Source organism: Palleronia salina (genome assembly GCF_900141995.1).
Taxonomy (GTDB): domain Bacteria; phylum Pseudomonadota; class Alphaproteobacteria; order Rhodobacterales; family Rhodobacteraceae; genus Palleronia; species Palleronia salina.
On record NZ_FQZA01000005.1, the window covers coordinates 128,641 to 150,514 of the forward strand.

At 69.1% G+C, this 21,874-nt stretch carries 21 protein-coding genes, 1 pseudogene and 1 riboswitch; of the genes and pseudogenes, 13 read left to right on the forward strand and 9 right to left on the reverse strand.

Annotated elements, in window-relative coordinates:
* Nucleotides 1-108: 108 nt before the first annotated feature.
* From BUB76_RS17650 to BUB76_RS09430, 4 genes are read right to left on the reverse strand one after another with little or no spacing between them, the layout of a single operon-like run.
* Nucleotides 109-816 (reverse strand): LrgB family protein, encoded by a 708-nt coding sequence (locus tag BUB76_RS17650; RefSeq protein WP_073128526.1) that lies wholly within the window; start codon nt 814-816, stop codon nt 109-111.
* A complete protein-coding gene (locus BUB76_RS17655) occupies nt 813-1,169 on the reverse strand; it encodes a CidA/LrgA family protein (RefSeq protein ID WP_073128527.1) in 357 nt (118 codons plus the stop codon). Before BUB76_RS17655 ends, BUB76_RS17650 begins: the two co-directional genes overlap by 4 nt.
* Complete coding sequence (gene cobN / locus BUB76_RS09425; RefSeq protein WP_073128528.1) at nt 1,166-4,837, reverse strand: cobaltochelatase subunit CobN; 3,672 nt, start codon at nt 4,835-4,837, stop codon at nt 1,166-1,168. The genes BUB76_RS17655 and cobN overlap by 4 nt, the downstream gene beginning before the upstream one ends.
* 6 nt (nt 4,838-4,843) lie before the next feature.
* Entirely contained in the window at nt 4,844-5,311 is a 468-nt protein-coding gene (locus BUB76_RS09430) for a GNAT family N-acetyltransferase (protein ID WP_073128529.1), read from the reverse strand.
* A gap of 40 nt (nt 5,312-5,351) precedes the next feature.
* Here BUB76_RS09430 and BUB76_RS17925 point away from each other — a divergent pair, with 40 nt between their 5' ends.
* Nucleotides 5,352-5,522, forward strand: coding sequence for a hypothetical protein (locus BUB76_RS17925; RefSeq protein WP_175550290.1), 171 nt, complete (start codon nt 5,352-5,354; stop codon nt 5,520-5,522).
* A 2-nt stretch (nt 5,523-5,524) separates the two neighbouring features.
* Here BUB76_RS17925 and cobW read toward each other — a convergent pair whose 3' ends face one another.
* The 3 genes from cobW to tldD all read right to left on the reverse strand — a co-directional run bounded on the left by cobW (nt 5,525) and on the right by tldD (nt 9,172).
* A complete protein-coding gene (gene cobW, locus BUB76_RS09435; protein ID WP_073128530.1) occupies nt 5,525-6,592 on the reverse strand; it encodes a cobalamin biosynthesis protein CobW in 1,068 nt (355 codons plus the stop codon).
* Nucleotides 6,593-6,663: 71 nt separating this feature from the next.
* Nucleotides 6,664-7,305 (reverse strand): HupE/UreJ family protein, encoded by a 642-nt coding sequence (locus BUB76_RS09440; RefSeq protein WP_073128531.1) that lies wholly within the window; start codon nt 7,303-7,305, stop codon nt 6,664-6,666.
* 122 nt (nt 7,306-7,427) lie between these two features.
* Nucleotides 7,428-7,663, reverse strand: a riboswitch (cobalamin riboswitch).
* 84 nt (nt 7,664-7,747) lie between these two features.
* Nucleotides 7,748-9,172 carry a metalloprotease TldD gene (tldD, locus tag BUB76_RS09445; RefSeq protein ID WP_073128532.1) on the reverse strand — a complete coding sequence of 475 codons (1,425 nt, stop codon included), beginning with the start codon at nt 9,170-9,172 and terminating at the stop codon, nt 7,748-7,750.
* Between the two features lie 196 nt (nt 9,173-9,368).
* On the opposite strand from tldD, the pseudogene coxB reads away from it, so the two are divergent.
* The 12 genes and pseudogenes from coxB to BUB76_RS09505 all read left to right on the forward strand — a co-directional run.
* Nucleotides 9,369-10,232 (forward strand): annotated as a pseudogene (gene coxB, locus BUB76_RS09450) (cytochrome c oxidase subunit II); the annotation flags it as partial.
* A gap of 276 nt (nt 10,233-10,508) precedes the next feature.
* Nucleotides 10,509-11,435 (forward strand): heme o synthase, encoded by a 927-nt coding sequence (cyoE, locus tag BUB76_RS09455; protein ID WP_073128533.1) that lies wholly within the window; start codon nt 10,509-10,511, stop codon nt 11,433-11,435.
* Nucleotides 11,435-11,617, forward strand: coding sequence for a cytochrome c oxidase system small membrane protein (locus tag BUB76_RS09460; protein WP_073128534.1), 183 nt, complete (start codon nt 11,435-11,437; stop codon nt 11,615-11,617). Before cyoE ends, BUB76_RS09460 begins: the two co-directional genes overlap by 1 nt.
* Entirely contained in the window at nt 11,614-12,171 is a 558-nt protein-coding gene (locus BUB76_RS09465) for a cytochrome c oxidase assembly protein (protein WP_073128535.1), read from the forward strand. Before BUB76_RS09460 ends, BUB76_RS09465 begins: the two co-directional genes overlap by 4 nt.
* Nucleotides 12,172-12,198: 27 nt before the next feature.
* Entirely contained in the window at nt 12,199-12,990 is a 792-nt protein-coding gene (locus BUB76_RS09470) for a cytochrome c oxidase subunit 3 (protein ID WP_073128536.1), read from the forward strand.
* A gap of 107 nt (nt 12,991-13,097) precedes the next feature.
* Nucleotides 13,098-13,784, forward strand: coding sequence for an SURF1 family protein (locus tag BUB76_RS09475; RefSeq protein WP_073128537.1), 687 nt, complete (start codon nt 13,098-13,100; stop codon nt 13,782-13,784).
* 9 nt (nt 13,785-13,793) lie between these two features.
* Entirely contained in the window at nt 13,794-15,179 is a 1,386-nt protein-coding gene (gene thrC, locus BUB76_RS09480; protein WP_073128538.1) for a threonine synthase, read from the forward strand.
* The gene (locus tag BUB76_RS09485) at nt 15,176-16,438 is read left to right on the forward strand and encodes a M16 family metallopeptidase (protein WP_073128539.1); all 1,263 of its coding nucleotides are present in this window, start codon (nt 15,176-15,178) and stop codon (nt 16,436-16,438) included. The genes thrC and BUB76_RS09485 overlap by 4 nt, the downstream gene beginning before the upstream one ends.
* On the forward strand, nt 16,438-17,022 hold the full coding sequence (locus BUB76_RS09490; protein WP_073128540.1) for a GNAT family N-acetyltransferase: 585 nt from the start codon (nt 16,438-16,440) through the stop codon (nt 17,020-17,022). The genes BUB76_RS09485 and BUB76_RS09490 overlap by 1 nt, the downstream gene beginning before the upstream one ends.
* A 63-nt stretch (nt 17,023-17,085) precedes the next feature.
* Complete coding sequence (locus tag BUB76_RS09495; RefSeq protein WP_084140612.1) at nt 17,086-17,634, forward strand: histidine phosphatase family protein; 549 nt, start codon at nt 17,086-17,088, stop codon at nt 17,632-17,634.
* 180 nt (nt 17,635-17,814) lie between these two features.
* Nucleotides 17,815-18,570, forward strand: a complete 756-nt coding sequence (locus BUB76_RS09500; protein WP_084140617.1) for an MBL fold metallo-hydrolase — start codon at nt 17,815-17,817, stop codon at nt 18,568-18,570.
* A complete protein-coding gene (locus tag BUB76_RS09505) occupies nt 18,567-19,973 on the forward strand; it encodes an FAD-binding oxidoreductase (protein ID WP_073128542.1) in 1,407 nt (468 codons plus the stop codon). The genes BUB76_RS09500 and BUB76_RS09505 overlap by 4 nt, the downstream gene beginning before the upstream one ends.
* A gap of 78 nt (nt 19,974-20,051) precedes the next feature.
* On the opposite strand, the gene BUB76_RS09510 is transcribed toward BUB76_RS09505, so the two are convergent.
* Together BUB76_RS09510 and BUB76_RS09515 are read right to left on the reverse strand one after the other, a co-directional pair.
* Nucleotides 20,052-20,858, reverse strand: a complete 807-nt coding sequence (locus BUB76_RS09510; RefSeq protein WP_073128543.1) for an ABC transporter permease — start codon at nt 20,856-20,858, stop codon at nt 20,052-20,054.
* Nucleotides 20,855-21,724 carry an ABC transporter permease gene (locus BUB76_RS09515; RefSeq protein WP_073128544.1) on the reverse strand — a complete coding sequence of 290 codons (870 nt, stop codon included), beginning with the start codon at nt 21,722-21,724 and terminating at the stop codon, nt 20,855-20,857. Before BUB76_RS09515 ends, BUB76_RS09510 begins: the two co-directional genes overlap by 4 nt.
* Nucleotides 21,725-21,874 lie beyond the last annotated feature (150 nt).

Here is a 21,874-nt window from a genome sequence, read left to right on the forward strand (position 1 = left end):
GCGCAGGGTCCCATGGCGCGTCCGTCTTCGCTGGCGGAACGCACGGTCCCGCCAAAGGGCGCCGCGCCGTAGCGTCGGCCCCGTGTCCCGGGGCAGAACCCCAAGGACCTAGAGGAACAGCCGCACGACGACGGGTGCCAGCACCGCCGTCAGCACCGCGTTCAGGCCCATGCCGATACCCGAGAAGGTTCCCGCGACCTCGTTCACCTGGAACGCGCGCGCGGTGCCGATGCCATGGGCCGCGACCCCGACCGCGAAGCCCCGCGCCCGGTAGTCGGTGAAGCCCAGCCCGTTCAGCAACGGTGTCACGATGATCGCGCCAATGATCCCGGTCAGGATCACCAGCACCGCCGTCAGGTTGGGCAGGCCGCCCAGCTCTTCGGTGATGCCGATGGCCACGGGCGCGGTGGCCGATTTCGGGGCCAGCGACACCAGCACGTCCATTGGAAGGCCCAGCCCCCAGCCCAAGGCAAGCGCCGATCCCATGGCGACGACCGAACCCACCAGCAGCGCCGCCGCCATGGGCACCAGCACCCGCGCCACCCGGCCGCGATGCGCCCAGAGCGGCAGCGCCAGCGCCACGGTCGCCGGGCCCAGCATGAAGTGGACGAATTGCGCGCCTTCGAAATAGGTGGGGTAGGACGTGCCGGTCACCATCAGCACGCCCGAGAGGATCAGCACCGCCACCAGCACCGGGTTCACCAGCGGACTGCGCCCCGACGCCCGGAAGGCCCAGTCGCCGCAGAGATACGCCACCAGCGTCGCGGTCAGCCAGACAAGCTCGCCCCGGCTGAGATAAGACCAGATCTCGCTCATGCGCCGTCCTCGGGCGCGAAACGGCGGGCCAGCACGGCGAAGACCCATGCTCCCGCCACGATGGCCAGCGCCGTGGACACGACAAGCACCACGAGCAGCGCGAGGCCGCTGTCCCGCACGGTGTCCAGGTTGCCGACGATGCCGGTTCCGGCCGGGACGAACAGCAGCGACAGGTGCCCCAGCAGGGTCGAGGTCAGCGGCCGCATCGTGTCCTCGAGAGCGGGGCGCAGCCACAGGGCCGCCACCAGCAGGACCAGTCCGATCACCGGGCCGGGGATGGGCAGGCCGAAGCCGCGGGCGATCACCTCGCCGGCCAGTTGAAAGCTCAGCAGGATGACGATGGAGCCGATCATGCCAGCTCCTCCAACGTCGCGCGGGCCGAGTTCGACTTGGGCTGCCACAGCCCCCGCTCGGCCGCCTCGGTCAGGCGCTGCGCGATCTCCCGCAGGGCGGGCGCGTTGTGCGCTTCGATGAAGTCGCGGGTCTCGTCATCCTCGATGAAGGCCGCGTGCACCAGGTCGAAATGGTGGGACTTCACGGCGCCGGTCGTCGCGGCGAAGGCGAACATGTAGTCGACCGTGGCCGCGATCTCGAAGGCGCCCTTGTAGCCATGGCGCTTCACCCCGTCGATCCATTTGGGGTTCACGACGCGCGCGCGGACGACGCGCCCGATCTCGTCCTCGAGCGTGCGGATCACCGGGCGTTCGGGGCGCGAATGGTCGTTGTGATAGATCGGCCGCCTGGTGCCCTGCAGCGTTTCGACAGCCGCCGCCGCGCCGCCCTCGAACTGGTAATAATCGTCGCTGTCCAAGAGGTCGTGCTCGCGGTTGTCCTGGTTCTGCACGATGGCGTCCGTCTGGCCCAGCCGCGTCTCGAAGGCCTGGCGGGCGGGCTGGCCCTCGGCCCCCGCGCCGTAGGCATAGCTGCCCCAGGTCAGGTAGGCGTCCGCGAGGTCGGCGGTGTCGTTCCAAAGCCGCTCGTCGATCATGGCCTGCAGCCCGGCGCCGTAGGCCCCGGGCTTCGCGCCGAAGACGCGTGCCCCGTCCTCGCCCGCGCGGGCCCGCGCCGCGGCGGGGTTCATGTCTTCGGGTTCATCCAGAGCTTGGACCGCGCGCGCGGCGCTGTCGAACAGTGCGATAAGCTGGGGGAACGCATCGCGGAAGAAGCCCGAGATGCGCAGCGTCACGTCCACACGGGGCCGGTCGAGCGTGCCGGGTGGCAGGATCTCGAAGCCGGTGACGCGGCGATTGGCGCTGTCCCATTTCGGCTTCACCCCCATCAGCGCCATGGCTTGGGCGATGTCGTCGCCGCCCGTGCGCATGTTGGCGGTGCCCCAGGCGGTGATCAGCATCGCGCGCGGCCAGTCGCCGTGATCCTGCAGGTGCTTGTCGATCAGCAGGTTGGCCGATTTCCACCCCAGCGCCCAGGCCGTGGGCGTGGGCACCGCGCGGCTGTCGACCGAGAAGAAGTTGCGTCCGGTGGGCAGCGTGTCCAGCCGTCCGCGCGTGGGCGCGCCCGACGGCCCGGGCGCGATCGCGCGACCGTCGAGCCCGCGCAGCAGCGCCCCCATCTCGGACGGACCGCACCCGCGGATCGCGGGAAGAACCTTGGCGTGCAGGTGGTCCATGACCGCGGCGCTGGCGGGACCGGGGGGCTGCGCCCGCCCCTCGACCAGCCGCGCGGCCAGCGTCTCGAGCCGCTCGACCGTGTCGCCGGTGCTGCGCCATGCCCCGTCGCCCGACAGCGTGTCGGGCCGCGCCCCCGCCCACGGCGCGGCCATGTCGCAATCCAGCGGGTCGAAGCCCAGCCCGAGATCCCCGGCCAGCGCCCGGATCAGCGAGGCATCGGCCCCCGTCCCGTCGCCGCGTGGCACCCGCACCAGCGCGATGGCCAGGTCCCGTTCCAGCCGCCCCTCGGGCGCGGTGCCGAAAACGTGCAGCCCGTCGCGGATCTGCGCCTCTTTCAATTCGCACAGGTAGGCGTCGAGCTTGGCCAGGTCGCCCTCGGCTTCGCCGGCGAAGCCCACGTCGCGGTCCAGGCCGGTGCTTTGGGCCAGCGACAGGATCTCGCCCCGCAGGTGGGTGATCCGGCGCGGGTCGACCCCGGCCGCCTCGTAGTATTCGTCGACCAGCGCCTCGAGATCGCGCAGGGGCCCGTAGCTTTCGGCGCGGGTCAGCGGCGGTGTCAGGTGATCGACGATGACGGCCTGCGCGCGCCGCTTGGCCTGGGTGCCTTCGCCGGGGTCGTTGACGATGAACGGGTAGAGATGGGGCAGGGGGCCGAGAACCGCCTCGGGCAGGCACTCGGCCGAGAGGGCAAGCGCCTTGCCGGGCAGCCATTCCAGGTTGCCGTGCTTGCCCATGTTAACGATGGCCTGCGCGCCGTGGACGTGTCGCAGCCAGATGTAGAAGGCCAGGTAGTTGTGCGGTGGGACCAAATCCGGCGAATGATAGGTGTCGGTCGGGTCGATATTGTAGCCGCGGGCGGGCTGGACGCCCACGACCGCGATACCGAACCTGAGGATCGACAGGCGGATGCCGCCCGCGCCCGCGAACGGGTCGTCCTCGGGCGCGCCCCAGCGGTCCTCGACGGCCTGCCGCACCGACAGGGGCAGCGCGTCGTAGTGCCGGCGATAGATGTCGAGGGGCAGGACCTCGCCCCCTTGCCGGTCCGCCCGGTCGGTCAGCCAGTTGGTCGGCCCCGCCATGACCTGCGCCATCAGCGCGTCGCTGTCGGCGGGAATATCGCTCACGTCATAGCCCGCATCCGCCAAAGCCCGCAGCGCGCCCACCGTTGCGGCCGGCGTGTCGAGCCCCACGCCGTTGGCCAGCCGCCCGTCCTTGTTGGGGTAGTTCGCCAGCACCATCGCCACCTTGCGCCCGGCCGCCGGGGTCGTGCGCAGTGCCGCCCAGTTCGCGGCAAGTTCGGCAACGAAGCCGATCCGGTCCCCGTGCGGGCGGTAGGTCGTGATGTTGCACTGGGTCGCCTCGTCGAAGAAGGCGGTGTCCTTGAAGCTGATCGCGCGGGACAGGACGCGCCCGTCGACCTCGGGCAGGGCCACGTTCATGGCGATATCGCGGGCCGATAGGCCGCTCAGCCCCTCGGACCATTGATCCTCGGTCGAGGAGGCGAGAACGCATTGGAACACGGGGGCTTCGTTCGCCCAGGGCGCGGCCAGCGGGTTATCGGCCCCTTCGCCGGCGTGGGGGCTGCCCACGGCGAAGCTGGTGGTGTTGAGGATCACCGACGGCGGCGCGGCGCGGAACAGGTGCTCGAGCGTGGCGATCGACACGGGGTCCTTCAGGGACGCGACGAAGACCGGCATGGGGTTCAGCCCGGCGCGCAGCAGCGCCTTGACCATGCGGTTGATCGGCTGCAGCCCCGCCCCTTGCACCAGCGCGCGGTAGAAGATCAGCGGGACCACCGGCGCGTCCGGTCTCCACGCGGCGCGCAGGTCGTCGAGCGTCGGCGCGGGCGTGCCGGGCCAGTAGAGCCCCGCCCGCAGCAGCGGGCGCGCGGACGGCGGACGCTCGCCCCCGTCGAGCATGGCGGCGGCGTGGGTCAGCAGCGTCTTGGCGTTCTCGACCCCGCCCTCGACGAAGCACGACCAGAGCGCGTCGTAATCGGCCCCCGACACGGTCGACAGCGCCCGCAGCTCGGCATCGGGCTTGTCGTCGCCGGGCAGCAGCACCAGGGGCACGCCCGCCCGCGACAGCCGGTCCGAGAACTGCGCGACACCGTATTTCCAGTATCCCACCCCGCCCAGCAGCCGCACGATCACCATGCGGCATTGGCGGGCGCAGTTTTCCAGGTGCAGGTCCACCGACATGGGGTGGCGCAGGTAGGTCAGGTTGGTCAGGCGCAGGCCGGGCGCCACGTCCATCTCGGCGCGGGCCATCGACAGGGCGGCAAGGTCGGTATCGGCGGCCGACAGGATCAGCAGGTCGGCGGGCGTCTGACCGGGATCTACGGGCTCGGTCCCATCGTCGATGGTGCCCGGGGTGGCGGCGAGAAGGTGCATGGCGCGTCAGGGCTCCAGCGGTTTTTCCATGAAGATGCTGGCCGAAATGTCGGACCCGTCCTGGCCATAGGCGCCGAACGGGCCGCATATCGTGAAGCCGAGCGATTGGTAAAGTGCCACGGCGGCGTCCAGCCCGGTCCCGGTTTCCAGCCGCAGATGCGTGTGCGCGCGGTCGCGCGACAGGTCCTCGGCGGCGCGCATCAGGGCGCGGGCCACGCCCCGGCGACGGCCCGCGTCGGTCACGAACAGCGATTTCACCTCGCCGTAGTCGCCCATGTCGGCCAGCGCCACCACGCCCAGCGCCGCGTCGCCGTCGCGGGCCCGCCACAGCGTGACGTGGGGCGCGGCGAGCGCGTCGTGGGACAGGAAATGGTTCTGTTCGGGCGAGAACAGCGTTCGCATCATCGCCTGGCTCGCGTCGAGCAGCGCCGCCGCGTCGGGCTGACGCGGATGCGATTTTTCAATCGTCAACATGGATCCGCGCTCCAGTTCCTAGGGCAAAGGAGACACGATCATGACCGACGATAACGGAAAGCGCACCGATCGCCCCGCCCACGAGGACAAGGCGAAAGGCAAGACCAAGTTCGACAAGCCGCCCACGGGGAACGAGGCCATCGCCATCGACGAGGAATGGCCGAAGAACGTCCGCGGGCCCGAGGGCCACGCGAAGAAGTCCGACGACTAGGGTCACGCCGCCTGCAGCGCCGCCGTGATGGCGGCGCGGTCGAGCCCGGCCTGGCCGATGACCACCAGCCGCGTTTCGCGGGTGGTGGCGCGCTGGTCGTAATAGCTGTCGACGCGCGGGCCGACGGCCTGGATCGTCAGGCGCATGGGTTTGCCGGTGACGGTGGCGAAGCCTTTCAGCCGCAGGATGTCGTGGGCGCGGATCGTGTCGGCGACCTTTTCCGAGAACGCCGCCGGGTCCGAGATCTCGCCCAGCTCGACCGTGAACGACTCGAACTCGTCGTGGTCATGGTCGTGATGGTGGTGGTGATCGTGATCGTCGTGGTCGTCGTCATCGTGATGATGATGGTGGTGGTGCGCGGCGCGGGCGTCGACGCTGGCTTCGGCGGCGGCGTTCTGGCCCAGCAGCACCGCCGAGGGCAGGACGCCCATCGACGTGGTGACGACCTGCACGCCGGCCCGTGCCTCGGCGCGCAGGCGATCGGCCAGGCCCTTGGCCTCGATCGGCTCCAGCAGGTCGGTCTTGTTGACCACGATCATGTCGGCGCAGGCGATCTGGTCCTCGAACAGTTCGGACAGCGGCGTTTCGTGGTCGAGGTTGTCGTCGGCGGCGCGCTGGGCGTCCACGGCCGAGACGTCATGGGCGAACCGCCCCTCGGCCACGGCCTTGCCGTCGACCAGCGTCACGACCCCGTCGACGGTGACGCGGGTGGATATCTCGGGCCAGTTGAACGCCTGCACCAGCGGTTGGGGCAGGGCGAGGCCGCTGGTCTCGATCACGATGTGATCGGGCGGAAGGTCGCGGGCCAGCAGCTTTTCCAGCGTCGGCACGAAATCCTCGGCGACGGTGCAGCAGATGCAGCCGTTCGACAGCTCCATCACGTCGTCGTCGCTGCAATTCTCGATCCCGCACCCCTTGAGGATGCCGCCATCCACGCCGAGGTCGCCGAACTCGTTGATGATGAGCGCGATGCGGCGGCCTTCGGCGTTCTGCATCAGGTGGCGGATCAGCGTGGTCTTACCCGCGCCGAGAAAGCCGGTGACGATGGTGGCGGGAATCTTTGCGGGCATTTGAACGGCCTTGCTGAACGGGAAAATCGCGCGCCCCGCTACGGGACGCGCGCGTGGTCTTCAAGGGGCGATCAGCCCCAGCCGAGCGCAGTGAGGGTCGCGCCCTCGACCGTCTCGAGCGTCAGGAACAGGCCCATGCCGGCGACCAGGGCGCCCGCCAGGCGCGGCTGCATCGCGGCGGCGTTGTCGGCCACGCGCAGGGCCAGCGCACCGGCGGCCAGCGCGATCAGGTACTGCACCGCGACCAGGCCCAGCAGGTAGCCCGGCAGCACGACCATGGTCGCGCCCGCCTCGGCCGAGGCCATCGCGCCGCCGAAGGCCGCGCCGTGAAACAGGCCGAAGCCCGCGAACAGCGCCAGCGCGGCCCCGTGCGATACCTTGCGGCCCGACAGAGCCACCGCACCCAGCGCCAGCAGCGACACGGCGATGACCGCCTCGGCCAGCGGCAGGGCGACGCCCGCGACGGTGAACAGCACGCCGGCGGCCATGGCGCCCAGGTAGGCCAGCGGCGCGGTGCGCAGGTGACCGGTGAACGCGGCGACCAGGCCCACGGCCACGACGAAGAACAGGTGGTCGAAGCCCAGCACCGGGTGTCCCACGCCCGAAAGCAGCCCGTGGGCGAAGGTCGTCATCTCCATCCCGGCCAGCGGGTGGTGGGCCAGCGCGGGCGTGGCGGCGAGGGCCAGGGCCCCGGTCGAAATCAGTTTTTTCATGTCGTTGTCCCCTTTCGGATCCCAGTTTTGAAAGGGGGGTCTGGCAACAAGGGGGGCGCGGGCGGTGTCGTCGCGTCCTTCCCCATCCCCGGAACACCCCGTCCGTTCAGCAGGCCGGGTGCCGAGGCGCCCGGTGCATGGCTGGTCTCCTGGCTTGCGGGTCGTCGCTTGCGCCGGCCTTCCCGGGTCCGTGCGGACCCAGTGGCGTGATCGGCGCGCGCTCGCCGCGTACAGTCGCGGGGGCGGCTGCGGTCTGACGGGGCCCGGTATGGGTCCCCCGTGTCCGCATTCCCATTTCAGCCCCCTTGCCGCGGCTTCTGACGCGGCCCGACGGGGCACCATGCTGCGACAGTGTTGCGCAGGGCGGCGGGTCCGCGTCAAGCGGCATTCGAGCCGCGACGCGGACGGTGACGAATTTCCCGGATGACGGGGCGCGGCAGGCCTAGGACGCAGCGGAACCGCCCACCGTCAGCCCGCCGATCATCAGCGTCGGCTGGCCCACGCCCACGGGCACCCACTGGCCCGCCTTGCCGCAGTTCCCGATCCCCGGGTCCAGCGCCATGTCGTTGCCCACCGCGCGGATCTTCTGCAGGGCGGTCGCCCCGTCGCCGATCAGCGTCGCGCCCTTCACCGGCGCGCCGACCTTGCCGTTCTTCACGCGGTAGGCCTCGGTGCAGGAAAACACGAACTTGCCGTTGGTGATGTCCACCTGCCCCCCGCCGAAGCCGACGGCGTAGATCCCGTCCTTCAGGTCCGCCAGGATCGCGGCCGGGTCGGCGTCGCCGCCCAGCATGTAGGTGTTGGTCATCCGCGGCATGGGCGGGTGCGCATAGCTTTCGCGCCGCCCGTTGCCGGTGGGCGCGACGCCCATCAGGCGCGCGTTCTGCCGGTCCTGCATGTAGCCCACGAGAACGCCGTCCTCGATCAGGACGTTCTTGCCCGAGGGCGTGCCCTCGTCGTCGATGGTGATCGAGCCGCGCCGGTCGGGAATGGTCCCGTCATCCAGCACCGTGATGCCGGGCGCCGCGATGCGCTGCCCCATCAGCCCGGCGAAGGCCGAGGATTTCTTGCGGTTGAAGTCGCCCTCCAGCCCGTGGCCGATGGCCTCGTGCAGCAGGATGCCGGGCCAGCCGGGTCCGAGGACCACGTCCATGACGCCGGCGGGGGCCGGTTCGGCGCGCAGGTTGACCAGCGCGATGCGCAGCGCCTCGCGCGTCAGGCCCTGCCAGTGTTCGGGCGCCATCAGGCCTTCGAGCCCGGTGCGGCCGCCGCCGCCCATGCCGCCCGACTCGCGACGGCCGTCCTCCTCGACGATGACCGACACGTTCAGCCGGGCCATGGGCCGCACGTCGCGCAGCGGGATGCCCTCGACGCGCAGGATTTCGACCTCCTGCAACGACGCGGCAAGGGTCGCGGTCACCTGCACGACGCGCGGGTCCAGCCCCCGCGCGAAGGCGTCGATCTCGCGCAATAGGTCCAGCTTGACAGAGAACTCGGCCCCCGCGACCGGGTCGGCGTCGGTATAGAGCTTGCGGTTCGTCTGCGCGGGCGCGTCGGCCGCCACGCCGCCGCCGTCGCCCACCGCCAGCCGCGCCGTTTCCACGGCCCGCAGCAAGGCCCGTTCGCTCAACTCGGTCGAGTGGGCGTAGCCCGAGGTCTCGCCCCGCACGGCCCGCAATCCGAAGCCTTCCGAGGCGTCGTAGCTGGCGTTGCGCACCCGCCCGTCATCGAAGCTGAGAACCTCGGAACGCTTGCGCTCGAAGAACATCTCGCCATCGTCGGCGCCGTCCAGCGCGGTGCGCAGGTGGCGGCGCGCGGCGTCTTCGTCGATTCGGTCGCCGAGGGGGCGAAAGGGGGCGTCGGTCACGGAGGGGCTCCTTCTGCGGGAAAATGCACGGGATCCGCGTCATTATTGGCGATCGGGTGACGGGATGCCGCAAGCCTGCGGCTTGTTCCCTGTGCGGTAATATGGTTTTAAACGGCAACATTCCAGCGGGCGGAGCGCGCGCACCCGACAGGGTCCGCGGCGACGCCTGCACGTCGTAGCCTGACAGGACAAGCCGATGCGCATAGCCTTAACGATCACCGCAGCCGCAACCGCCGCCTTTTCCGCCTTCGCCGCCCGCGCGCAGGAGGTCGGTCAGGATCTCGAGGTGATCGGCAAGCCGACGCCCGGCGCCATGGGCTTCCAGCCCGCCGCGACCTCGCTGGCCGAGGACGTGCACTGGCTCGACGGCATGCTGCTGGTCATCATCACGGCGATCACGCTGTTCGTCGTCGCGCTGCTGGGGATCGTGCTGGTCAAGTACAATCACCGCCGCAACAAGGATCCCAAGACCTTTACCCACAACACGCCGATCGAGATCGCGTGGACCGTGGTGCCGATCGTGATCCTGGTGTTCATCGGCGCCTTCTCGCTGCCGATCCTGTTCAACCAGCAGGAAATTCCCGAGGCGGACGTGACGGTGAAGGCGACCGGCTACCAGTGGTACTGGGGCTACACCTATCCCGACCACGACTTCAGCTTCGACAGCTACATGATCGGCTCGCCCGCGACCGGCGGCGACAACCGCATGTCGCCCGAGGTGGTCGCCCAGCTGGAAGAGGCGGGCTACACCCAGGATGAATTCCTGCTGGCGACCGACACCGCGATGGTGGTTCCCGTGGGCCAGACCATCGTGGTTCAGGTCACCGGCGCCGACGTGATCCACTCGTGGACCGTGCCCGCCTTCGGCGTGAAGCAGGACGCGATCCCCGGCCGCCTGGCCGAGCTGTGGTTCGAGGCCGAAGAGGAAGGCATCTATTTCGGCCAGTGCTCCGAGCTCTGCGGTATCGCGCACGCCTACATGCCGATCACCGTGAAGGTGGTCAGCGAAGAGGAATACGAGGCCTGGCTGGACCGCTCGATCGAGGAATACGGCGGCACCCCGCGCGAAACCGCGATGGCCGAGCAGGCGGGTGACGCCGACGCCGCCACGTCGAACGAGGCCCCGGCCGAGGGCGGTGACGACGCCGCTGCCGAGGAGGCGCCCGCCGAGGCCGCCGCTTCCGAGGAACCGGCGGCCGACGACGCTGCTTCTGAAGAAGGGACGACCGACGACGCCGCCGATGACGCGGCGGCCGAAGACGGCGCGGACGAAACCGCGAACTGATCCAGCGATCCCGGCGCGGCGGGGTCGCGCCGGGACGCAAGGAGTGCACCCATGGCCGACATCTCAGTCCACACGCCCGAGCGCGAGGCAGAATTCGGCGATTACTTCGCCCTTCTGAAGCCGCGCGTGATGACCCTCGTGGTGTTCACCGCGCTGGTGGGTCTGCTGGTCGCGCCCGTGTCGCTGCACCCATTCGTCGCCTTCTGCGCCATCCTGTTCATCGCCGTTGGAGGCGGGGCCTCGGGCGCGCTGAACATGTGGTGGGATGCCGATATCGACGCGGTGATGAAGCGCACCGCGCGGCGGCCGGTCCCGTCGGGCCGCGTGTCGGGGGGCGAGGCGCTGGCCATCGGGCTGGCCCTGTCGGGCTTCTCGGTGCTGATGCTGGGGCTGGCCACCAACTGGCTGGCTGCCGGCCTGCTGGCCTTCACCATCTTTTTCTACGCCGTCGTCTACTCCATGTGGCTCAAGCGTTCGACGCCGCAGAACATCGTGATCGGCGGGGCCGCGGGGGCGTTCCCCCCGATGATCGGCTGGGTCGCGGCCACCGGGTCGGTCAGCCTCGAGTCGGTGCTGATGTTCGCGCTGATCTTCCTGTGGACGCCGCCCCATTTCTGGGCGCTGGCGCTGTTCATGCGCAGCGACTACGACGACGCGGGCGTGCCGATGCTGACCGTGACCCACGGCCGCCGGTCCACACGCCGTCACATCCTGGCCTACACCGCGATCCTGGCGTCCTTCGCCGTCTGGCTGGGCTTCACGTCCGCGGGCGGCCCGGTCTACCTTGTCGCCGCCGTCGCGCTGAACGCCTGGTTCCTGAAGGGCGCGTGGGAAATCTCGCGCCGGGACGAGGACATGGCCGAGGCCGACAATTTCGCGGTCGAGAAGGCGTTCTTCAAATTCTCGCTGCTGTACCTGTTCATCCATTTCGGCGCGCTGCTGGCCGATGCGGCCCTGCGCGCGGGGGGTATCATCTGATGGCAATCCAAGCGGAACACGAACTTCACGGTCGTCGCAAATCCCGCAATGTCGGGGTCGGCCTGGTCCTGGCGGGATTCATCGCGATCATCTTTGGGCTGACCGTGGTGAAAGTCGAACAGATCGGCGCCGTCGACGGGTTCGACAACGCCAACGTGCCCGGCGCGGCGGTGACGCAATGAAGATGGACGGCAAGACGAAGACGGTCGCGCAGACCCTCGGGCTCGTGCTGGTCATGGGTGGCCTGGCCTGGGCGTCGGTGCCCTTCTACGACTGGTTCTGCCGGGTCACGGGTTACGGCGGCGCGACCAACACGGCCGAGGCCGGGGCCGACACGGTGCTGGACCGCGAGATCACCATCCGCTTCGACGGCTCGCTGGAACGCGGCATGCCGTGGGAGTTCAAGCCGGTCGAGACCGAGGTCACGCTCAAGATCGGCGAGACGGGGCTGGCCTTCTACGAAGCCTACAACCCCACGGACGAGCCCATCGCGGGCAGCGCGTCCTATAACGTGGCGCCCTACGATGCCGGGAACTTCTTCACCAAGATCGACTGCTTCTGCTTCGAGGAGCAGGTCCTTCAGCCGGGCGAGCGGGTGCAGATGCCGGTGACTTTCTACGTCGACCCCGCCATCGTCGACGACCGCGACGCCAAGTTTGTGAATCACATCACGCTGTCTTACACGTTCTACCAGATCGACCTGCCGCAAGAGCAGGCCGCGCTTGACCTGAATTAAGCCGAAGCCAAACCCGAGGGACCGCCCATGGCGCACGAAAAGAACCACGACTACCATATCCTGCAGCCATCGCTTTACCCGTTCATCGGCGCGGTCGGCGGCTTCATCATGCTGTTCGGCGCCGTGCTGTGGATGGCCAATGACAGCCCCTGGATGTTCTTCATCGGGCTGGCCGTCGTGGCCTACACCATGTTCGGCTGGTGGTCGGACGTCGTGGCCGAAAGCCGCGATGGCGACCACACGCCCGTCGTGCGCATCGGCCTGCGCTATGGCTTCATCATGTTCATCATGTCCGAGGTCATGTTCTTCGCCGCGTGGTTCTGGTCGTTCTTCAAGCACGCCATGTACCCGATGGAGACGTTCAGCGAAGGCCAGTGGCCGCCCCCCTCGATCGAGACCTTCGACCCCTGGCACCTGCCGCTGATCAACACGCTGATCCTGCTGTGCTCGGGCGCGGCGGCGACCTGGGCGCACCACGCGCTGGTGCACGAGAACAACCGCAAGGACCTGATGAACGGCACCCTCCTGGCCGTGGTGCTGGGCCTGATCTTCACGGTGTTCCAGGCCTATGAATACAGCCACGCGGCCTTCGGGTTCTCGGGCAACATCTACGGCGCCAACTTCTTCATGGCGACGGGTTTCCACGGCGCGCACGTGATCATCGGCACGATCTTCCTGTTCGTCTGCTACCTGCGGGCGCGGGCCGGTCACTTCACCCCCGAGAAGCACGTGGGCTACGAGGCCGCCGCCTGGTACTGGCACTTCGTCGACGTGGTGTGGCTGTTCCTCTTCGCGTCGATCTACATCTGGGGCTCCTGACGCCCTGCACCGGCCCGGATGCCTGTTTCGGCAGGGCGGGCCGGTCCTGAAACGAACGACGAAAGGGCGCGCTTGCAGCGCCCTTTTTTGCAGACAGGGGAAGGCCAATGGCCCGGACGACTCGCGTGCGGATGATCGGTTTCGGTGTGTTTGCCGTGGCGGGCCTGGCGCTGCTGCTGGGGCTGGGGATCTGGCAGGTGCAGCGGCTGGCCTGGAAACAGGATATCCTCGCCCGCATCGACGCCCGCATCGCCGGACCGGCCGAACCCCTGCCGCGGAACGTCTCCGAGGCCGCCGATGAGTACCAACCGGTCACGCTCACCGGCCAGCCCCGCGATGCCGCGATCCGGGTGCTGGTGACCACCGCCGAGCTTGGCCCGGCCTACCGCCTGATCTATCCGCTGGACCTGCCCGATGGCCGCGCCGTCCTGCTGGACGCGGGCGCCGTGCCGGCCACGCCCGGCAGCGACATCCCCGATCTGGGCGACACGCTCACCGTGACGGGCAACCTGCTCTGGCCGGACGAGGTCGACGGCTTCACACCCGATCCGGACCTGGACGACAATATCTGGTTCGCCCGTGACCTGCCGACCATGGCCGCAACGCTCAACACCGACTTCGTGCTCGTGGTCGCCAACGCGCGGGTCCATCCCGATATCCTGCCTTTGCCCATCACCAGCGAAGGCATCCCGAACGATCACCTGCAATACGCCATCACCTGGTTTTCCCTGGCCGCGATCTGGGCGGGGATGACACTGCTTCTGCTTCGGCGTATGGCAAGGTCCACCAACTGAAGGTTGCCGATGCAGTATGTCTCGACCAGGGGGCAGGCCCCCGAGCTTGATTTCGAAGGCGCGATGCTGGCGGGTCTGGCCCGCGATGGTGGTCTTTACGTCCCCGATCACATCCCGACGCTGGATCAAGACGCCATCGCCGCCATGGCGGGGCGGCCTTACGAAGAGATCGCGCTGCGCATCATGCAGCCCTTCACGGGGCTGGCCGAGGATCGACTGAAACCCCTGATCGACGCGGCCTACGCGGGGTTCGGCCACGACGCGCGCGCGCCGCTGGTGCAGCTCGGTCCGAACCATCACCTGCTCGAACTTTTCCACGGGCCGACGCTGGCGTTCAAGGATTTCGCCATGCAGCTGATCGGCCAGCTGTTCCAGGACGCCATGCGCCGCCGGGGCGAGCGCATTACCATCGTCGGCGCCACCTCGGGCGATACCGGGTCGGCGGCGATGGAGGCGTTCCGCGGGCTGGACAACGTGGAATGCTTCATCCTCTACCCGCACGGTCGCGTCAGTGACGTGCAGCGCCGGCAGATGACCACGCCGTCCGAGGCCAACGTCCACGCGCTGGCTGTCGACGGCGATTTCGACGACTGCCAGGCGGCGGTGAAGGCCATGTTCAACGACCACGCGTTCCGCGACCGGGTCGGGCTGACGGCCGTCAACTCGATCAACTGGGCGCGGGTGCTGGCGCAGGTGGTCTATTTCTTCTCGTCCGCTCTGTCGCTGGGTGCGCCCGCGCGGCCCGTGCGCTTCACCGTGCCCACGGGCAACTTCGGCGACATCTTCGCGGGCTACATCGCGCGCCAGATGGGGCTGCCGATCGAACGGCTGGTGATCGCCACCAACCGCAACGACATCCTGCACCGCACGCTTGCCACGGGCGAGCATCGCAAGGACGGCGTGTCGCCCACCATCAGCCCGTCCATGGATATCCAGGTCAGCTCGAATTTCGAGCGCGCGCTGTTCATGGCCTATGGCCGGGACGGGGCCGCCGTGTCTCAGCTGATGGACGAGCTACGCGACGCCGGCGGTTTCCCTGTCAGCCAGGGCGCGCTGGAGGCCCTGCGCGAGATCTATGGCTCGGGCCGCTGCTCGGAGGATGAGACCGCCGCCACCATCCGCGCCATGCACGCCCGCACCGGCGAGGTGCTGTGCCCGCACACCGCCGTCGGCGTCAAGGTGGCCGAGGAGCATCTGGGCGACAGCCGCACGCCGATGATCACCCTGGCCACCGCCCATCCCGCCAAGTTCCCCGACGCGGTCGAGGCCGCCACAGGCGGGCGCCCGGCGCTGCCGGACCGGATGGCCGACCTGTTCGACCGCGACGAGCGGCTGACGCGCATCGACAACGACGTCGCCGCGATCGAAGCGCTGATCGAGGATCGCCTGAAATGACCCCGCAACTGCATACGCTCGAAAACGGCCTGCGCGTCGTGACCGAACCCATGCCGGGCCTTCAATCGGCCAGCGTCGGCATCTGGGTCAATGCCGGGGGGCGGCACGAACGCCCCGAGCAGAACGGCATCGCCCATTTCCTGGAACACATGGCCTTCAAGGGCACCGAGCGGCGCAACGCCCTGCAAATCGCCGAGGCGATCGAGGACGTGGGCGGCTATATCAACGCCTACACCTCGCGCGAGATGACGGCGTATTACGCCCGGGTGCTGGCCGCCGACGTGCCACTGGCGCTGGACGTGATCAGCGACATAGTCCTGAACCCGATCTTCGAGGAGCGCGAGATCGAGATCGAGCGCGGCGTCATCCTGCAGGAGATCGGGCAGGTGCTGGATACGCCCGACGACATCGTCTTCGACTGGTTGCAGGAGGCCGCGTATCCCGGGCAGCCCATCGGCCGGTCGATCCTCGGCCCCTCGGACAAGGTGCGCGGTTTCGGCCGGACGGATCTGTCGGGCTTCGTCGCCGAACGCTACGGTCCCGACCGTCTGATCGTCGCGGCGGCCGGCGCGGTCGACCACGACGCCATCGTCCGCTTCGCCGAGGAAACCTTCGGCCACATGATCCCGCGCGCCAATGCCGATGCCGCGCCCGCCCGGTTCGAGGGCGGCGAGCGTCGCGAAACGCGCGAGCTGGAGCAGGTGCATTTCACCCTCGGCTTCGACGCGCCGGGGTATCGCGACGAATCCTTCTACGCCGCGCAGGTCCTGTCGAGCGCCTTGGGCGGCGGCATGTCCTCGCGCCTGTTCCAGGAACTGCGGGAACGGCGGGGCCTGTGCTATTCCATTTTCGCGCAGGCCGGCGCCTACGAGGATGGCGGCATGATGACCGTCTATGCCGGCACCTCGCCCGACCAGATCGACGCCCTGGCGGACGTCACCATAGACGAGCTGAAACGCGCGGCCGACGACATGACGACGGTCGAGGTCGCCCGCGCCCGCGCCCAGATGAAGGCAGGTCTGCTCATGGGGCTGGAAAGCCCCTCGGCCCGGGCCGAGCGCCTGGCGCGGCTCGTGGCGATCTGGGGCCGCGTGCCCGACATCGACGAGACCGTGGCGCGGATCGACGCGGTCACCGCCGGTGACGTGCGCGAGTTCGCGACGAACATGATCTCCCGGTCGCAAGCCGCCATGGCGCTCTACGGTCCCATCGACCGGGCCCCGGTATTGCAGGATCTGCAGGCCCGTCTGGCCGGTTGATGCTGGGTCGAAAACGGAAATTCGCGATCCAGACGGATCGCCTGACCCTGCGCCCGCCGCAGCACGGCGATTTCCGCGCCTGGGCCGACCTGCGCCGCGACAGCGCCGATTTCCTCCAGATGTGGGAGCCTGTCTGGGCCGCCGACCATCTGACGCGCAAGAGCTTCACCAACCGCGTCTACTGGGCCCAGCGGTCCATCGCGGCGGACACGGCGGTGCCCTTGTTCCTGATCCGCCGCGAGGACGGGATGCTGACGGGCGCCATCACGCTGGACAATATCCGGCGCGGCCCGGCGCAGTCGGGCACGCTGGGCTACTGGATCGGGGCCCCCTTCGCGCGGCAGGGCTTCATGTCCGAGGCCATCATCGCCCTGGTGCACCATGCCTTCCACAAGATGGACCTGAGCCGGGTCGAGGCCGCGTGCCTGCCCGAAAACGTCGCCTCGCGCGGGGTGCTGGAGCGGTCGGGCTTCAAATACGAGGGCGTCGCGCAAAGCTATCTCCAGATCGCGGGGCGGTGGCGGAACCACGTGCTCTACGCCAACCTGCGCGCCGACCGCCGCGGCAAAACGGCCGCCGGCTAGGTCTGGTCGGGCGGGGCGGCGGCCCTAACTGTCCGGCCAACTGCAACAGCCGCTGCGCCCGCCATGACCTTGCTTCGCTCCGTCCTGATCGCCCTGTGCCTGGCCGCGCCGATGTCGGCGTCCGCCAATGACTGGGATCGTCTGTCCGAGCCCGGGGTCATGGCGATCATGCGGCACGCGCTGGCCCCCGGCACCGGGGACCCGGCGAATTTCACGCTGGGCGATTGCAGCACCCAGCGGACCCTGGACGAGCGGGGCCGCGACCAGGCGCGCCGGCTGGGTGCCGCCCTGCGCGAACGCGGTATTCGTTTCGACCGGGTGCTCACCAGCCAGTGGTGCCGCAGCCGCGAAACGGCCGAGCTGCTGGAGGCGGGCCCGGTGGTCGAGGAGGCGGCGCTGAACTCCACCTTCGCCGGGCGCGGCGACAGCGGCGCGCAGACGCGGCGGATGCGCGAGATCATCGCCGAGACCGACGGGCGGCTGATGATGGTCAGCCACCAGGTGAACATCTGTGATCTCACCGGCCAGAGCACCCGGTCGGGCGAGGTCCTGCTGATCCGCGACGGCGAGAACGGGATCGAAGTGGTGGGCGAGATCCTGGTGGCGCCGTGAAGCGCCCGCCGATCCGCCCGCGCGATTGTGAAGCGGCGGGCAAGGCCGCTACCGGGTGACCTGTGCGCCGGGCGTGCTAACGTTGCGGAACCTCAGGAAGGGGAGACCACCTTGCGAAAACTTCTTCCACTTGCCTTGATCGCCCTTGCCGTGCCGTCCCTGGCGGCCGCACAGGACCGCATGCCCAGCCATTGCATCGCCATCGCCGATGCGGCGCCGGGGATCGAGTACCTGCACAAGGCCAGCTGGCGCGAACCGATCGGCGACCCCTATACCGTGCGGCTGACCTATATCGACCATTCCATGTTCCTGATCCAGGCGCCCGACGGGACCTCGGCGGTGACCGATTACAACGGGTTCATCGGCGGCGTGGACCTGGTGCCCGATGTGGCGACCATGAACCACGCCCATTCCAGCCACTGGACCGTCCGGCCCGACCCGCGCATCCCCAACCTGCTGGAGGGCTGGGGCGACAGCCTCGAGCCGAACCTGCACGACATGATGTTGGGCGAGATGCGGGTGCGCAACGTGCCCACCGACATCCGCCGCGGCACCGGGGTCGAGAAGTACGGCAACTCGATTTTCGTGTTCGAGGTCGGGGGTCTTTGTATCGGCCACCTGGGCCACCTGCACCACAAGCCCGACGACGCGCAATTCGCCGCGCTGGGCCGGCTGGACGTAGTCATGGCGGCCGTCGATGGCGGCATGACGCTGGACCTGCCCAGGATGGTCGAGACGCTGAAGCGGCTGAGATCCTCGGTCGTGATCCCCATGCACTGGTTCGGACCGATGACCCTGGGCCGGTTCCTCGACGATATCTCGCAGGATTTCGACGTGGACCTGCGCGACACCTCGTCCATGGAGGTCAGCTTGCGCAACCTTCCCGACCGGCCGACGGTGGTGGTCCTGCGACCGTCCTTCCTCCGCGCGGAATGACCGGTGGCCCCCTGACGCCCGACCTGCGCGACGCGCTGGCCGGGCAGATTTCCGTTGGCGCGCTGCGCGAGGTCTCGGACGCCTACCTGTGCGAGCCGCGGGGCACGTGGCAGGGCAGCGCGGGCGCCGTCGTCGCGCCGCGCGACACCGAAGAGGTGGCGAAAGTCATCCGCTTCGCCCGAGATCACGGTGTAGCGGTGGTCCCCTGGGGTGGCGGCACCGGCCTTGTCGGCGGCCAGACCCTGCCGAACGCCGCGCCGATCCTGCTGAGCCTCGAACGGATGCACGCCATCCGCGCCGTGTATCCCGATGAGAACGTGCTGGTGGCCGAGGCGGGCGCGATCCTGGCCGACGTACAGGCCGCGGCGCGCGACGCCGGGCGGCTGTTCCCGCTGTCGCTGGCCTCGGAAGGAACGGCGCGCATGGGCGGGCTGCTGGCCACCAACGCGGGGGGCGTGAACGTCCTGCGCTACGGCAACGCGCGCGAGCTGTGCCTGGGGCTGGAGGCCGTGCTGCCGGACGGGTCGATCCTGCACGGGCTGCGGCGGCTCAGGAAGGACAATACCGGTTACGACCTGCGCAACCTGCTGATCGGCGCCGAGGGCACGCTGGGCGTCATCACGGCGGCCAGCCTGCGGCTGTTCCCGCAGCCGGGCGCCGAGGGCACGGCGATGCTGGTGGTGGATGGCCCCCGCGCGGCGCTGTCGCTGCTGGCGCGGGCGCAGGCCATGGGCGGCGTGTCGGCGTTCGAGCTGATCTCGGGGCAGGGGCTGCGGTTCCTGCGCGACCACGCGCTGCCGGTGCGCCAGCCCTTCGACGATATCCCGGACTGGTGCGTCCTGGTGGATCTGGGCCTGCCCGAGGGTGGCGATCCGGCGGGCCAGCTGGAACGGCTGTTCGAGGCCGGGTTCGAGGCGGGCGAGGTCAGTGACGGTGTCATCGCCCAGTCCGAGGCGCAGCGCCACGAGCTCTGGGCCGTGCGCGAGACCATCCCCGAGGCCAACAAGCGCACCGGCGCGATCGCGTCGAACGACATCTCGCTGCCCTTGTCCGAGGTGCCGGGCTTCATCGAGGCGTGCGGCGCACGTCTGCATGCCGCGGCCGAGCTGCGCATCAACTGCTTCGGTCACCTGGGCGACGGCAACCTGCATTTCAACCTGTTCCCGCCCGAGGGCCGGTCGAAGGCCGAGTATCGCGACCGCGCGGCGGACCTGCGACGGATCGTCGACGACGCGGTGGCCGAGCGCGGCGGATCGTTCTCGGCCGAGCACGGCGTCGGCCGGCTGAAGGTCGAGCAGATGCGCCGCTACGGCGATCCGGCCAAACTGGCCGCCATGCGCGCGATCAAGGACGCGCTGGACCCGGCGGGCATCATGAACCCGGGCGCGGTGCTGGGCGATTGAGCGCCGGACCGGGGCTCTGCCCCGGACCCCGGAGTACTTGAGGACCAGTGATGCGGCTGACGCGCGAGGCGCCCGGCGTCAGCGCAGGAAATTCGGGCGCAGGCGCAGTTTCTGCCGGGCCTCGCGCGGCAGGTGACGGTTCAGACGGCGCGAGGCCAGTGCGAACAGCCCCACCACGCTCAGCGTCAGCAGGATGAAGTAGAACGCCAGGATCGGGTAGGGCACGAACGGGTTGAAGGTCTTGTCGGCGAAGTAGTTGGCGTAATAGAGCGCGTCGCCCCGTTGTTGCCACGCAGGGAAGCCCGAGAAGAAGACAAGCGTGGTTGCGTGGAACAGGAAGATCGCCTCGTTCGTGTAGGCGGGCCAGGCCAGGCGCAGCATCGTGGGGAAGGTGATGCGCCGGAACTTGTTCCAGCCGGTGATGCCATAGGCCTCGGCCGCCTCCATGTCGCCCCGGGGGATCGAGCGCAGCGCGCCGTAGAAGATCTCGCCCGAGTAGGCGGCGGTGTTCAGGAAAAGCACAACCAGCGCCCCGGCCCAGGCGGCGGTGAAGGCACCGAAGAACGGGTAGCTGTTCTTGAGGCTGAGAAAGAGCAGGTAGGCGAAGAAGAACTGGATGAAGAGCGGCGAGCCACGGAAGACGAAGATGACCCATTCGGCCGGCTTGCGAAACAGCGGGTTGGCCGACGCCTTGCCCACCGCCAGCGCCACGGCCAGCACGAAGCCCGAGCAGAGCGCCAGCACGCCGAAATAGATGTTCCAGATCATCCCCGAGCCGATCAGGGTGAACTGCTGGCAGAGGGTGTATCCCTCGCGCGGAAGGAGCCGCTCGCCGAAGCCGATCGAGCGCAGGGCGTAGTCGGCGATGGTCTCGACGCAGCTCATGCCGCCATCCCCCCGGTGGTGGCCTGGCCGAAGGTCAGCCGTTTCATCAGCCGTTCCAGCACGATCTCGGACACGCGGGTCAGCAGCAGGTAGAAGACCAGCAGCGCCAAGAAGTACCAGACGCGCCAGTCGCTGTGGGGATAGTCGGAGAAGCGCGGCGTGACCGACCCGCCGAGCTCGCGCGCCCAGTAGACGATATCCTCGACCCCCAGCAGGAACAGAAGCGGCGTCGCCTTGACCAGGACCATCCACAGGTTCGACAGGCCGGGCAGGGCGTAGACCCACATCTGCGGCACGAGGATGCGCCGGAAGGTCTGGGCGCGGGTCATGCCGTAGGCCTCGGCGGTTTCGATCTGCGCGCGCGGCACGGCCATCATCGCGCCGAACAGCACGTTGGCGGCGAAGGCGCCGAAGACGATGGCGAAGGTGAACATGGCCAGCAGGAAGCCGTAGACCTCGTGCACCCATTGCGGGGCGCTGTTCGAGGGCAGCTTGGCGGCGCTGCACACCACGAAATCATTGCCCTGTCGCACCGGCTGGTCCCAGTCGGGGCAGAGCGCCAGCAGGCGCAGGTATTCCAGCCCCTGGTCCAGCGCGATCACGAAGAACAGGAAGAAGGCAATGTCGGGCACGGACCGCACGATCGCGATATAGGTCTTGCCCAGCATCCGCACCGGCAGGAAGCGCGCGCGGGCCGCGACGGCGCCGCCGAAGCCGAACAGGAGCGCGGTGGGCGCGGTGACGGCCAGCAGCAGCATGACCGTGCCGAACGAGGCGTAGAACGCCATGTGCTTGCCGGTGGTCAGGTAGCAGGCCAGCCAGGCCAGGCCGTCAAGCGATGCGGGGTCGGTGCAATAGGCGAACATGGTCAGCGGGGCCCACGCTGCGGCGCCGGTCGGGCGGCGGGGCTGTGGGATGTGGGGCTTCGGTGCATGTCGACGTCCCGCTGGGCCGGGCGCCCGGTCGGGGCGCGGTCATGCCCCGGGCGCGGGTTTGGGCGCGCCCGGGGCGAAGCA